General features: G+C 72.7%; 10 protein-coding genes. 5 read left to right on the forward strand and 5 right to left on the reverse strand.

What is annotated here, in order from left to right:
- Window position 1: 1 nt before the first annotated feature.
- Window positions 2–1,573 carry a glycosyltransferase family 4 protein gene (locus tag ABZ573_RS17625; protein ID WP_358119168.1) on the reverse strand — a complete coding sequence of 524 codons (1,572 nt, stop codon included), beginning with the start codon at window positions 1,571–1,573 and terminating at the stop codon, window positions 2–4.
- A gap of 231 nt (window positions 1,574–1,804) precedes the next feature.
- Between ABZ573_RS17625 and ABZ573_RS17630 the strand changes: the two genes are divergently transcribed.
- A complete protein-coding gene (locus ABZ573_RS17630; protein ID WP_358119064.1) occupies window positions 1,805–2,980 on the forward strand; it encodes an acyltransferase in 1,176 nt (391 codons plus the stop codon).
- A 153-nt stretch (window positions 2,981–3,133) separates the two neighbouring features.
- On the opposite strand, the gene ABZ573_RS17635 is transcribed toward ABZ573_RS17630, so the two are convergent.
- From ABZ573_RS17635 to ABZ573_RS17650, 4 genes are all read right to left on the reverse strand, one after another.
- Window positions 3,134–5,698: a glycosyltransferase gene (locus ABZ573_RS17635; protein WP_358119066.1), complete on the reverse strand. Its 2,565-nt coding sequence runs from the start codon at window positions 5,696–5,698 to the stop codon at window positions 3,134–3,136.
- 83 nt (window positions 5,699–5,781) lie between these two features.
- Complete coding sequence (locus tag ABZ573_RS17640; protein ID WP_151454983.1) at window positions 5,782–6,819, reverse strand: Gfo/Idh/MocA family oxidoreductase; 1,038 nt, start codon at window positions 6,817–6,819, stop codon at window positions 5,782–5,784.
- Window positions 6,816–7,925: a DegT/DnrJ/EryC1/StrS family aminotransferase gene (locus tag ABZ573_RS17645; RefSeq protein ID WP_151454984.1), complete on the reverse strand. Its 1,110-nt coding sequence runs from the start codon at window positions 7,923–7,925 to the stop codon at window positions 6,816–6,818. The genes ABZ573_RS17640 and ABZ573_RS17645 overlap by 4 nt, the downstream gene beginning before the upstream one ends.
- 94 nt (window positions 7,926–8,019) lie before the next feature.
- Window positions 8,020–8,700 (reverse strand): TetR/AcrR family transcriptional regulator, encoded by a 681-nt coding sequence (locus ABZ573_RS17650; protein WP_151454985.1) that lies wholly within the window; start codon window positions 8,698–8,700, stop codon window positions 8,020–8,022.
- 151 nt (window positions 8,701–8,851) lie between these two features.
- Between ABZ573_RS17650 and ABZ573_RS17655 the strand changes: the two genes are divergently transcribed.
- From ABZ573_RS17655 to ABZ573_RS17670, 4 genes are all read left to right on the forward strand, one after another.
- The gene (locus ABZ573_RS17655; RefSeq protein ID WP_151454986.1) at window positions 8,852–9,748 is read left to right on the forward strand and encodes an ABC transporter permease; all 897 of its coding nucleotides are present in this window, start codon (window positions 8,852–8,854) and stop codon (window positions 9,746–9,748) included.
- Window positions 9,741–10,556, forward strand: a complete 816-nt coding sequence (locus tag ABZ573_RS17660) for an ABC transporter ATP-binding protein (protein WP_151454987.1) — start codon at window positions 9,741–9,743, stop codon at window positions 10,554–10,556. The genes ABZ573_RS17655 and ABZ573_RS17660 overlap by 8 nt, the downstream gene beginning before the upstream one ends.
- A 144-nt stretch (window positions 10,557–10,700) precedes the next feature.
- Entirely contained in the window at window positions 10,701–12,203 is a 1,503-nt protein-coding gene (locus ABZ573_RS17665) for a bifunctional cytidylyltransferase/SDR family oxidoreductase (protein WP_151454988.1), read from the forward strand.
- 36 nt (window positions 12,204–12,239) lie between these two features.
- Window positions 12,240–13,967 (forward strand): CDP-glycerol glycerophosphotransferase family protein, encoded by a 1,728-nt coding sequence (locus ABZ573_RS17670; protein ID WP_151454989.1) that lies wholly within the window; start codon window positions 12,240–12,242, stop codon window positions 13,965–13,967.
- Window positions 13,968–14,011 lie beyond the last annotated feature (44 nt).

The raw sequence follows: 14,011 nt of genomic DNA on the forward strand, positions 1-14,011 counted from the left end.
ATCAGACCCCCACCTGCCGGGGCGAGTCGGGCGCGGACCCGGCCGCCGGGCGGTGCGCCGGAGCGGGCGGGTGGTCGGGCAGCAGTCGGGAGTAGACACCGTCGAGCACCCGCGCCTGCGCCTCCCACGTCCACGACTCCAACAAACCCGGACGCTCGTACGCCTCCCGATAACGCCCCGGATCCCCCAACACACCCCGCACCACCCGCACGAAGTCCCCCACATCCTCCGCCCGGAACACCTCACCCTGCCCCGTCGACCGCACCGCCTCCGCCATCGTCCGCACATCACTGACCACCAACGGCAACCGCGCATGCGAATACTCGAAGAACTTCGTGATCAACGCGATCTCATGATTCGGCCAATGATGAATCGGAATGACCCCCACCGAAGCCCCCGACAAGAACGGCACCACCTGATGATGCGGCACGTACGACAACACGTGCACCCGCTCAGCCACCCCCAACTCACCCGCCCGCACCACCAACCCCTTCACGTACGGGGCGGCGGGGCGGGGCACCACCAGCGCCACGTGCGCGCCGGGCAGCTCGGTGAGCGCCTCGACCATGATGCCGAGGCCCCGCTGTTCCGCGGCGGCACCGCTGTAGACCAGCAGCGGCACGTCCGGCCCGATCCCGCAGAGCTGGCGGATGTCGGGCACCCCGTCGCCGCCGCCCGCCGCGTCCGCGCTGCTCGGGGTGTTGAGCACGACGGTGGGCTGCTCGGGCAGGTGGTGCCGCTCGCGCAGCAGGTCCGCCAGCCCGTCGGAGACGGTGAGCACCGCGTCGGCGTACGGGGCGTACTCCCGCTCGTGGGCCGTGTTGGCCGGCAGCCACCGGGGGCTGTCGTTCCAGCGCCGGATGCCGGGCAGGAACTCGTGGGCGTCCCAGACCAGCGCGACGCGCCGGCCCTTGGCGGCGGCCCGCAGCTTGGCCCGGGCGCCGACCCCGAGCATGCGGAAGTCGTTGGCGTGGATCAGGTCCGGCCGCAGCTTGTCGACCACCGGCCCGTACGCCAGCTCGAAGTCCCACAGCGCCGGGTCGAGCCGGCGCCAGGCGCGGTCGCCGGCCACCGTCTGCCAGAACTTGGTGTAGAGCTGGTCGACCGGGGTGGCCAGGTCCTTGCGTGCCTCCTGGGCCCGACTGAGCTGGCGTCGACGCAGCGACACCCAGCGGCGCGACACCTTCGTCGCCAGCAGCTCACCCCGCAGCAGCTGCCGGCTCAGCGTCAGCCCGGCGGAGGATCGCCCCTCCTCCCGGGCCTGGCTCAGCGCACCGAGCCGCGCCTCCAGGTCGGCGCGGCGGGCGCGCACCTCCTGCTCGCGCCGGGCGGCGATGCCGGTGGGCGGGTACGCCAGCGGGCCGCGCACCCAGTGGCGGCGGAACTCGTGCGGCGCCCGGGCGAGCGAGGTGGTCATCGGCAGCAGCCGGACCTCGGCCCCGCCGAGCTGCCAGGTCTTGACCTTGCCGGTGGCCGAGCGGCCCAGCAGGACCACGTCCCAGCCGGCCTCGGCGGCCGAGGCGGCGGTCTTCTGCACCCGGGAGTCGCCCTCGACGGCGTTGTCCACGAGCATGACCACCCGACCCCGGGTGGCGGGGGTGGCCGGTCCGGCGGCGCCGTCGGTCATGGGTGTCTCCTCCGTCCGTGCGGGCCCGTCGGGCCCCGGCGAGTGTACGGCAGCGGCAGCCGCCCGGACGCCACGCTCCCGGTGCGCCGGGGCGGTCGACGGCCGTCGCGCGGCGGTCGACCCAACGGCTGCGGCGGCGTCGGCGGACACCACCGCCCGGGGCACTAGCATGGCCCGGTGACCGCCTCCCACCCTGTCAACGTCGCGCCGGCCGTCGGGGCCGACCCCGCACCGCCGCCGGCCCCGCACCGGTCGGACGGCGCCGTCGCCACCGCGGGCCCGGAGGGCCGGGCCGGCGGACCACCACCTCGCGAGTACGGGCTGGACGCGCTGCGGGTCGTGGCGATCTGCGGCGTGGTGGCGATCCACGTCTTCGGCGTCATCGTCGGCCAGGACGACCTACGCGGCAACCTCGGCTGGTGGGTCGCGACCGCCATCGACATCGGGGCGATCTGGACCGTGCCCGCGTTCATCATGATCAGTGGGGCGTTCGTGCTCGATCCGCGGGCGCACCGGGCCGGCCCGGCCGCGTTCTACCGCAAGCGGTTCGCCCGGATCCTCCCCGCCATGATCGTCTGGCACGTGGTGTACGTGGTCGTGGTGCGGATGGCGATGCGGGGGGAGGAGGTGAGCCTCACCCTGCTCACCCGGCTGCTGATCGACGGCAAGGTCTTCACCGCGCTGTACTTCCTCTGGCTGATCGCCGGGCTCTACGTGCTCGCGCCCGTCCTCGCGCCGTTCCTGCACGCCGGCGGGCGGCACCGCGCGCTGGTCACCGCCGGGGTGGCGCTGGGCTGGACCATGGTGGCGTACATGATCCCGGGCATCGCCCTGATGCTGGGCGACTCCCGGCCGAACATCCTGACCAGCTGGAACCGGTGGTGGCCGTACGTCGGCTTCTTCATCGCCGGCTGGGCCCTGCGCCGGGTGGTGCTCAACCGGCTCTGGACGACGCTCGCCCTGCTCGGCGCCGGCCTGCTGCTGGCCGAGGCGATCTGGCAGTTCGGGGTGGCGCCCCAGCACCGCCTGCTCCAGGTCACCTTCCCGGTGATGGCGACCGGCACCCTGGTCGCCGCCGCCACCCTGCTGATCTTCATGGCCTCGGTGAGCATCGGGTCCCGGGTCACCTGGCGCCCCGCCGTGGGCCGCCTGGTGACCCGCCTCTCCGACGCCTCGTTCGGGGTGTTCCTGATCCACCTGCTGGTCTTCGAGGTCTTCCGGCAGCTCGTCCCCGACGTGGAGGCCGGGCGGTCGCTGGTGGTCATCGGGCTGACCTACCCGGCCGTGCTGGTGATCTCCTTCGCCGTCTCCATGCTGGCGTCGAAGATCCCGTACGTGCGGGCGGTCTTCTGACCGACACCACCGGCGGTCGGCCGGCAGCGACGACGGCGGCCCGGACGATTGCGATCGTCCGGGCCGCCGCCTGTCGGAGGTGGGCCGCCACGCCGACGGCCGCCCGCCTCCCGCAGGCAGCGGGGGACGGGCGGCCGTCGGACCGGCGTGGCCTCAGCCGAGGAACGAGGTGAGCTGGCGGGCCGTCCAGGTGCCGTCGTGGTAGGTGCGGGCGTACTCGGCGGAGGCGAGGCCGATCTTGGCGGTCGCCTCCCGGTCGTCGAGCAGGGACTCGACGACCGTGGTGAGGTCGGTCGGGGTGGCGTTGACGATCGGCAGGTCGCCGCCGACGGTCTTGGTGACCTGCTCGCTGAGGTAGGCCACCACCGGCTTGCCGGCGGCCATCGCCTCCACGGCGAAGGTGCCGAAGCTGCCGGTGGTGAACTGGTCGAGCACCAGGTCGCAGTCGCGGACCAGCTCGCGCATCTCCGCCCAGGCGACCCCCTCGGCCAGCCGCAGCTCGATGACGCCCCGGTCGTGCAGGGCCTGCATCGCCGGCAGGATCCGGTCGGTGCCCTTGGTCCACCGCTTGGAGGGGGCGTGCAGCACCAGCGGGCGGGACCGCTGCATCACCGGCCGGTCGCAGGCCCACGCGTCGACGTCCACCACCAGCGGGGCCCACGTCGCCCAGGGCAGGTCCTCGAGCAGGTCCGGCGTGGTCACGAAGGCCGGCAGCCCGCACTCCTCGGCCACCCGCCGGTTGCGCTCGGCCTTCTTCCGCAGCTTCGCCGCGATGCCGTCGGGCGCGTCGCTGAACAGGGAGAACTCGTGCCGCTGCTGGTGCCGGTCCGGATGCCGGATCTCGCTGCCGTGCGCCAGCAGCGCGACCTTGATCCCGGCCTTGCGCAACGCCGGCAGGTCACCCTCGATGTTGTCGCCGTTGAGCTGGCCGAACAGCGGCATGAACGCGTCCACCAGCACGTGGGTGTACTGGCTCAGCACCCGGTTGACCTGCTCCAGCTGGAAGTCGAGCTCCGGCTGGCGCAGCGAGTCGAGGTAGACGTCCGCCGGGTAGTCGAACGAGCCGGGCAGCTTGTTCATCACCACCTGCACCGACACGTCGGCGTTGTCCCGGCAGATGGCCCTGGCGAAGGCGGCGGCCTGACCGGCGTAGTTGGCCGGGCCGAGGCCGAGGCGGATCGGCGTGTCACCGAGCTCGCGCCAGCCGCCCAGGGGCCGCGGCTCGGCCGTGCCCGTCGACGGTGCGGTGACCGGACGCTCCTGCACCGTCCAGGGCACCTCGCGCGGGCCGGCCGGCGCGACGCCGGAGAGGTCCCGGTAGAGCTGGAGCAGCTTGCTGCTCTGCCGCTCCCAGGACAGCTCGTCGAGGATCGGCTCGCTGATGTGCGCGGCCAGCTCGGCCCGGCGGGCGGTGGCCCGCCGCGTCGCCTCCACGAAGCCCGCCACGTCGCCGGAGGTGAAGGTCTCCCCGATGTCGTGCCCCTCGACGAACGCCCGGACCACCTGCACGTCGCTCGTGACCAGGGGAAGGCCGGCGTGCAGGTACTCGGAGACCTTCGTCGGCAGGGACAGCTCGCAGTTCGGGGTCCGCTGGAACGGGATCAGGCCGAGGTCTGCGGAGCTGAGGTAGTCGGCGACCTCGTACGGCGCGACGTAGGGGACCACGTGCACCCGGTCCCGCGTGCCGGTCGCCTCGGCGCGGGCGAGCAGGTCCTCCAGCAGCGGGGTCATCCGGCCGCTGACCAGGGCCAGGTGGTGCTCCGGCAACTGCGGCAGCGCCGCGATGACGGTGTCCAGCCCGCGTTCCTTGCCGATCCATCCCGCGTACACCATCAGCGGCACGCCCTCGGCGACGCCGGCGCGCTCCCGCACGGAGGCGGTCACGGCGCCGCTGCGGATGCCGTCGCGCACCGGCGAGTTTCCCACCACCATCGGGGTCTTCGGCAGCCCGTACTCGGTCTGGAGCTTCTCCGCGATCTGCTCGGAGACGGTGACCACCGCGTCGGCCCGGCCGATGAACTCCCGCTCGGCGGCCCGCACGCCGCTGGCCTGCTGCGGCTTGGGCCAGGCGACGCCCCGCACGTACTCGTGGGCGTCGTAGAGCCAGACGCAGCCGCGCCCGCGCGCCCGCAGCCGCGCGGCGCTCATCGCCGCCGTCGGGATGGTGTTGATGTCGTTGGCGTGGATGACGTCCGGCTCCAACTCCTCCAGCACCGGCCCGAACGCCAGGTCGATGTCGACAAGCGTCGGCCAGTCGGTCCGCCAGTCGCCGGTCGGCGGCAGCGGCTGGGTGCTGTGGAACTGTTCCCAGCCCCAGGCCCGCAGCCGGAACTGGTGCACCGCCTCGTGCGCCCGCAGCCAGGCGCGCGGCGGAGGGTTGCGCTTCGCCGTCTGCGTCCGGAGCCAGGCCTGGTGCGAGGCGCGGTAGCGGGCCAGGGCGGACTTGTCCGGGATGCCGAACTGCGTCACCGTGCGGCGGATCCGGTGCTCGCGGGCCGGCCGGCGGGACAGGGTCTGCGGCACCGGCACCCGGATGACCTGGATCGGCCCCATGGCGGAGCGCTCCGGCTCGCCCTTCTTGCGGCTGCTCCGGCCCACCAGGACCACGTCCCACCCGTCCCGGGCGGCGGCGATGGCGGTCTTCTGTACGCGGGAGTCGCCGGTGATGCCGTTGGCGACCAGTACGACGAGCCGCGGCGCTCGGCGGGGCGTTGACATGCGCTGTCCTTAGGTGGGAGGAGGGCTGGCGGTGCGAGGTGCCGGACCGCGGCCCGCCGGACGCGGACCGCGGTCGCCCATCGTCAGCGGGTGGGAACGGTGTCCCCCGCCGGGGACGCGGTGCCCGCCCCCACGGTGATCGTGCTGCCGTCGGTCGCGGAGCGCAGGACGGCGCCGGCCACCTCGACCGTACGCAGGCCCTGGCGCAGGGTCACGATGTCGCTCTCCTTGCCCTCGACCGCGTCACGGAAGCGCTCGTGCTCGACCAGCAGCGGCTCCCGCTTCGGGATCGCGTAGCGCACCATGTCGCCCTCGGCGACGCCGCGGAACGCGCGCAGCGCCTCCCACTCGGTGTCGATGGCGCCGTTGGCGTAGAAGGTGAGGTCGGCGGTGAGGGTGTCGGCGACGAAGCAGCCCCGGTCACCGGTGATCACCGTGGACCGCTCCTTGAGCGGGCTCAGCCAGTTGACCAGGTGGTTGACCATGGTGCCGTCGGCGAGCTGCCCCACCACGGCGACCATGTCCTCGTGCAGCCGGCCGCTGCGCGACACCGTCCGGGCCGACACCGAGGTGTATTCCTGGCCGGTCACCCAGCTGGTCAGGTCGATGTCGTGGGTGGCCAGGTCCATCACCACGCCGACGTCGGCGATGCGGTGCGGGAAGGGACCCTGCCGGCGGGTGACGACCTGGTAGACCTCGCCCAGCTCGCCCGCCTCCAGCCGGGTGCGCAGGTTCTGCAGGGCGGGGTTGTAGCGCTCGATGTGCCCGACGCCGGCCACCAGGCCGGCGGCCTCGAAGGCCTCCACGAGCCGCACCGCCGCGTCCACGCTCTGCGCGAGGGGCTTCTCGATCAGGGCGCTGACGCCGTTGGCGGCCAGCTCCAGGCCGACCTGCTCGTGCAGCGCCGTCGGGCAGGCCACCACCGCGTAGTCGACGCCGAGGGCGAGGAGGTCGCCGAGCTCGGGCACGACCGGCGCCCGCAGCGTGCCGGTGGTGTCGCCGGCCGGGTCGACGATGCCGACCAGCTCGACGCCGTCCAGACCGGCGAGGATGCGGGCGTGGTTGCGGCCCATCGCGCCGAGGCCGATCAGGCCGGCGCGCAGCTTGCGGCCGGCGCTCACCGGGCACCCCCGGCCAGGTTCGCGCCCTCGGCGATGCGCTCCAGCTCGGCCTCGGTGAGCGAGGGGTGCACCGGCAGGGAGACGACCTCGGCGGCGGCCCGCTCGGTCTCCGGCAGGTCCCAGGGGCCGGGCTTGCCGTCCTCGGTCAGGTAGGGCTTGAGCCGGTGGATCGGGGTCGGGTAGTAGACGGCGTTGCCGATGCCCAGCTCGGTCAGGCGCTGCTGGGCGGCGTCCCGGTCGCCCTGCACCCGCACCGTGTACTGGTGGTAGACGTGCCGGGCGGCGTCGGCGACCGGCGGGGTGACCATGCCGGTGATCTTCGAGTCGAGGAACTTGGCGTTCGCCCGGCGCTGCTCGGTCCACTCGCCGAGCTGGCCCAGCTGGACCCGGCCGATGGCCGCGGCGACGTCGGTCATCCGCATGTTCGCGCCGACGATCTCGTTGGCGTACCGCTGCTCCATGCCCTGGTTGCGCAGCAGCCGCAGGGTGCGGGCCAGCTCGGCGTCGCCGGTGCTGACCATGCCGCCCTCCAGGGCGTGCATGTTCTTGGTGGGGTAGAAGCTGAAGCAGCCGGCGGTGCCGAACGCGCCGACCGGGGTGCCGTGCAGCGCGGCGCCGTGCGCCTGGGCGGCGTCCTCGACGACGGCCAGGCCGTGCCGCTCCGCGATCGCCATGATCCGGTCCATGGCGGCGGGGTGGCCGTAGAGGTGGACCGGCATGATCGCCACGGTGCGCGGGGTGACCGCGGCGGCGACCGCCTCCGGGTCGAGGCAGAAGCTGCCCGCCTCGATGTCCACGAAGACCGGCTCGGCGCCGACCAGCCGGACGGCGTTCGCGCTGGCCGCGAAGGAGAACGACGGCACGATGACCTCGTCACCCGGGCCGAAGCCCAGGGCCATGAGGGTGAGCTGCAGGGCGGAGGTGCCCGAGTTCACCGCGACGCAGTGCCGCCCGGCGACCAGCTCGCCGAACTCCTCCTCGAAGGCCGCGACCTCGGGACCCTGCACCACCCGGCCGCTGCGGAGCACCCGGACAGCCGCTTCGATCTCGGCGTCGCCGATGATCGGCCGCGCTGGGGGAATGAACTCTGGGTGCGGCCCAGCCATGGGGCATCCTCCTGTGTCAGATGGTGCTCGGGTGGGGGTTCGGGGTGCGATACTAGCCCGTTGCGAATCAGGCCGAGACCGACGAGGTCAACGTTCACGCACCGGCCCGATGGGGTTCAGAAGTGGTCAGGGACCGGGTGTCCCACACCGCTGGCTCGTCGAGGGACGGACCGGTACATGCTACCCGCAGGGCCGCGACGATCGCGGCGGCCATGCGCGTGATCTCCGGCGTGTCAAGAGGTGTCCGCGAAATCGCCAGCCGCCAGTAGACCGGCCCGACGATCAGATCCGCCGCGCCGCGTCGGTCGGCGCCCGCCGGCAGCTCACCCCGCTCGACCGCCCGGCCGATGACGAGCTCGCCGACCCGGTCCTGGTAGCCGGTCAGCGCCTGCTGGAGGGTCTCGGCGATCTGCGGGTTGCGCGCCGCCTCGGCGAGCAGGTCCGGAATGATCTGCGAGGCCAGCGGGTGACGTAGCGCACCGGCGGCCACGAGCAGCAGCAGCTCCACGTCCCCGTGCAGGCTGCCGGCGTCCACCATCGGCAGCTTGCGCCCGGCGACCGCGGAGACCATGTCCAGCACCAGCTCGAGCTTGGAGCGCCACCGGCGGTAGATCGCCGTCTTGCTGACCCCGGCCCGCCGGGCCACCGCCTCTATCGACAACCGTCCGTAGCCGACCTCCGCCAGCTCCTGCGTGACCGCGCGGCGGATGGCCGTGGTGATGTCGTCACGGAGCACCGCCGCACCGGCCGGCACCCGCCTCTTATCGGTCTTCACGTGCAACAATGTAGCGCAGCGACGGTACGGTTGCGTCCCGACGTGTTTTCCACTACGGTTCGCCCGGCGACGAGGCGGCGCTCCGCACTGGCCACGCTCTCCCGTCGTCGCGCGCAACCCGTTGGCACGAAAGAGATCGGAGCGCCTAACCATGGCCAACACCACGGTGGCAGACCCGGATTCCGGGCTCACCGGGGCCCAGCTCGCCCAGCGCTACGGTCTCCGGTTCGCCGGCGAACGGCCGTCCCTGGGCGAATACGCGGGGCAGCTCTGGCGCTACCGGCACTTCATCGCCGCGTACGCCAACGCCAAGCTGGTGGCGTCGTTCAGCAACGCCCGGCTGGGGCAGCTCTGGCAGGTGCTCACCCCGCTGACCAACGCGGCGGTCTACTACCTGATCTTCGGTGTGGTGCTGGAGCAGAACAGGACCCCGAACTTCATCGCCTACCTCTGCACCGGCCTGTTCATCTTCAACTTCACCCAGACCGCGGTGCAGAACGGCACGCAGTCGATCACCAGCAACCTGGGCCTGATCCGGGCCCTGCACTTCCCCCGGGCCTGCCTGCCGCTGGCCGTGACGATCACCCAGTTCCAGCAGCTGCTCGGCTCGATGGTGGTGCTCGTCCTCATCGTGCTGGTGACCGGTGAGCCGATCACCCTGGCCTGGCTGATGCTGCCGCCGGCGATCCTGCTCCAGACGATCTTCAACGCCGGGCTGACCATGGCGATGGCCCGGATGGGCTCGAAGCTGGCGGACCTCAAGCAGGTCATGCCCTTCGTCATGCGCGCCTGGATGTACGGCTCCGGGGTGCTCTACAGCGTGGCGCTCTTCGAGGAGCAGCTGCCCTCCTGGGCCTCCAGGCTGGTCGAGCTCAACCCCGCGCTCGTCTACATCGAGCTGGCCCGGGTCTCGCTGCTGGAGAACACGCCGACGCTCAGCTCCTCCCTGCCCCAGCTCTGGGTGACGGCGCTGGGCTGGGCGATCGTGATGGGCGTCGGAGGTTTCATCTACTTCTGGCGAGGCGAACAGGAGTACGGCCGTGGTTGATCACTTCGAGTCGTCCAACGACGTGACGGTGACGCTGCCCAAGGTGCAGGAGCGCATCCCCACCGTGGTGGTGGACGACGCCCACGTCATCTACCGGATCCACAAGGGCGCCGGTGGGGGCGGCGGCCCGGTCGGCGCGCTCAAGCGGATCATGAGCCGCACCTCGGCGCCGAACATCCAGGAGGTGCACGCGGTCAAGGGGGTCAGCTTCACCGCGTACCGGGGCGAGGCGGTCGGGCTGATCGGCAGCAACGGCTCCGGCAAGTCGACCATGCTGCGCGCCATCGCCGGCCTGCTGCCGGTCAACCGCGGCGCGGTCTACACGCAGGGGCAGCCGTCGTTGCTCGGGGTCAACGCGGCCCTGCTCAACGACCTCTCCGGCGAGCGCAACGTCGTGCTGGGTTGCCTGGCCATGGGCATGTCGCCCGAGGAGGTGCAGCGGCAGACCCCGGAGATCATCGACTTCTCCGGCATCAACCAGCGGGGCGACTTCGCCTCGCTGCCGATGCGCACCTACTCCTCCGGCATGGGGGCCCGGCTGCGCTTCTCCATCGCCGCGGCCAAGAAGCACGACGTGCTGCTCATCGACGAGGCCCTCGCCACCGGCGACAAGATCTTCCGCAAGCGCAGCGAGCGGCGGGTGCGGGAGCTGCGGGAGGGCGCCGGCACGGTGTTCCTCGTCAGCCACCAGCTCTCCTCGATCCGGGACACCTGCGAACGGACGATCTGGCTGGAATCGGGCGTCCTGCGCATGGACGGCCCGACCGACGAGGTCGTCCGGGAGTACGAGGCGTTCAGCGGCAAGTAGCGCCCCGGCGCACGTACGGCATCCGCCCGGTGCCGGCCGACCGCGTCGCCCCGTGGGGGCGGCGCGGTCCGCGCGTTAAGGTTCATCCGGTCGCCGCGCGGGCGGAACCTTCTGTTCACGCACCCTGAGAGTGAGGCTTCGGCAATGACGCAGGACCACACCACCGGCCCGGACGCCGCACCGGAGGACCCGGCGCCATGGCGGCCCTCGCGGACGGTGGCGGTGGTGCTGGCCGGCGGCACCGGGACCCGGCTGGGCCTCGGCATCCCGAAGCAGCTGCTGAAGATCGCCGGTAAGCCGATCATCGAGCACACCTTGGCGGTCTTCGAGGCGGCGCCCGAGATCGACGAGATCGTCGTGCTGATGGCCACCGGCCACGTCGCCGACGCGCAGCAGATCGTCGACAAGGCCGGCTTCCGCAAGGTCACCAAGGTGATCGAGGGCGGCGACACCCGCAACGCCACCACCCGCATCGCGCTCGACGCCGTCGGCGAGGGCGACTGCAACATCCTCTTCCACGACGCGGTGCGGCCCCTGGTCAGCGGCCGGATCGTGCGGGAGTGCGTGAACGCGCTCTGGACGTACTCGGCGGTCGACGTGGCCATCCCGTCGGCCGACACGATCGTCCAGGTCGACGAGGACGACTGCATCACCGACATCCCCGTGCGCTCCTCGCTGCGCCGGGGCCAGACCCCGCAGGCGTTCCGCTCGGGCACCATCCGCGCGGCCTACCGGCTCGCCGAGGACGACCCGCACTTCGCCGCCACCGACGACTGCGGGGTGGTGCTGCGCTACCTGCCCGGCACGCCGATCAAGGTCATCGACGGCTCCGACGAGAACATCAAAGTCACCCACCCGGTCGACGTGCACCTGGCGGACAAGCTGTTCCAGCTCGCCGCCGCGCAGGCACCCCGGGTGACCGACGAGCGCAGCTACACCGAGGAGCTGACCGGCCGGACCATCGTCATCTTCGGCGGCAGCTACGGCATCGGCCACGACCTCGCCGTGCTGGCCCGCCGCTACGGCGCGCAGGTCTTCCCGTTCAGCCGCTCCAGCACCGGCACCCACGTCGAGCGCGCCGAGGACGTCGAGGCGGCGCTGAAGACCGCCTTCGAGGCCACCGGCCGGATCGACCACGTGGTGGTCACCGCCGGCATCCTGGAGAAGGGTCCCCTGTCCGAGATGGACCAGGAGACCATGGACCGGGTGCTCCAGGTCAACTTCGTGGGGCCGGTCATCGTGGCCCGTCAGTCGCTGCCCTACCTCCAGCAGACCAAGGGCCAGCTGCTGCTCTACACCTCCAGCTCCTACACCCGGGGCCGCGCCGACTACGCGCTCTACTCCTCCACCAAGGCGGCCCTGGTCAACCTCACCCAGGCGCTCTCCGACGAGTGGGCGGAGTTCGGCGTACGGGTCAACTGCGTCAACCCCGAGCGGACCGCGACGCCGATGCGCACCAAGGCGTTCGGCGAGGAGCCGGAGCACACCCTGCTCGCCGCCGAGACCGTGGCCCAGGCGTCGCTGGACGTGCTGATCTCGGACCTGACCGGCCAGGTCATCGACGTGCGTCGCGCGCCCGGCGAGGTGCCGGCCCAGCCGGGGCCGGCGCGGGCCGAGCGGGACGCCAGCCCGGCCGACGCCGGCTGACGCGGATTTCGGGCCACGGCGGGAAACGGAGCCGACATGCGTGGTGACCTGGTTCGGAAGCTGCTCGCCCGCGCGCTGGCCACCGGCCTGGCGGTGCTGGCGTTCCTCGTCGTCGCGCTGACCGGCGCGACCGGCTGGGGGCTGGGGCTGGCGGTGGCCGCCCTCGCGGCGGCCACCTGGGAGCGGCGGGTGCGCCCGGGCGCCGACAACGCCGCCGAGACCACGCTGGTCGCGGCGGCGATCCTGGTCGGCTACGCCCGCCGCCTCGACGCCGGTTTCGACCCCGCGCTGGCCGTGACCGCGCTGGCCCTGCTGGGGCTGGTGCTGCTGGTCAACCCGCTCCGCGACGCCGGCGGCCTGGAGGTGCGCGCCGCGAACCTGCCGGTGCGCTCGTGGACGCCGCTGGTCGCCGCCCGCCTCGGCGACGCGCTGGCGGTGCTGCTCGCCCTGCTGGCGCTGGCGGCCGTCGCGGGCCTGCCCGCCGGTGTCGCGCTGACGGCCGTCGCCCTGGTCGCCGCCGGTGCCGCGGCGGTCGGGCTGGACCTCGCCCGGCGCAAGTTCCGGCCGGGGGCCGGCGGCTCGGCGGTGTCCCGCGCGCTGCGCCGGCACCAGCCCGAGTTCCTGCTCCACTTCTCCGCGCCGCCCGGCTCGGAGTACCAGGTCACCATGTGGCTGCCGTACCTGGAGCGGATCGGCCGGCCGTTCCTGGTGATGGTGCGCGAGCCGGAGTTCCTGCCCCTGGTCGCCGCGGCCACCAGCGCGCCCGTGGTCTACTGCCCCACCACCAGGGCCATGGACGAGGCGCTGGTGCCGAGTCTGCGGGTGGCGTTCTACGTCAACCACGGCGCGAAGAACAGCCACTGCATCCGCTACACCCAGCTGACCCACGTCCAGCTGCACCACGGCGACAGCGACAAGGCCCCCAGCGCCAACCCGGTCTCGGCGATCTTCGACCGGATCTTCGTCGCCGGCCAGGCCGCCATCGACCGGTACGCCCGCGCCGGGGTGGACATCCCGGCGGAGAAGTTCGTCGTCGTCGGCCGCCCGCAGGTCGAGTCGATCGAGGTACGCCCGGAGCCGGCGCACGGGCGGGCCAACCCGACCGTGCTCTACACGCCGACCTGGACGGGGCACAACGCGGACGCGAACTACTGCTCCCTGCCGGTGGCCGAGACGCTGCTGCGCCGGCTGCTCGACCGGGGCGCGACGGTGATCCTGCGGGCCCACCCGTACACCTCGCAGAACCCGGCCTCCGCCCGGCAGCTGGGCCGGCTCACCGAACTGCTGGCCGCGGACCGGGCCCGCAGCGGCCGGCAGCACGTCTTCGGGGCCGCCGCCAGCCGGGAGCTGACCCTGACCGAGTGCGTGAACCGCTCGGACGCGCTGGTCTCCGACGTGTCCGGGGTGATCTCCGACTACCTCTACTCCGGCAAGCCGTACGCGGTGACCGACATGGTGGACTCCGGCGACCGGTTCCCCGAGCAGTTCCCGCTCGCCGGGTCGGGCTACGTGCTGCGGCGCGACATGGCGAACGTGGACGAGGTGCTGACCGCGCTGCTGGACACCGATCCGCTGGCCTCGGCGCGGTGGGTCACCCGGAGCCGCTACCTGGGCGACTTCCCCGCCGAGTCGTACGCCGAGGCGTTCCTGGAGGCCGCACGGCGCCAGCTCGACGAGGGCTGGAAGACGCCCGCCCCGCGCACGGGCGGCGCGACCGGCCTGCCGCTCGACCCGGACGAGGCGACCCTCTCCCCCGCCACCTGACGCACCGTTCGGGAGGCACACCGGTCGCGACGGCGGATCTCCGG

Source organism: Micromonospora sp. NPDC007220 (assembly GCF_040634035.1).
Lineage (GTDB): Bacteria > Actinomycetota > Actinomycetes > Mycobacteriales > Micromonosporaceae > Micromonospora > Micromonospora reichwaldensis.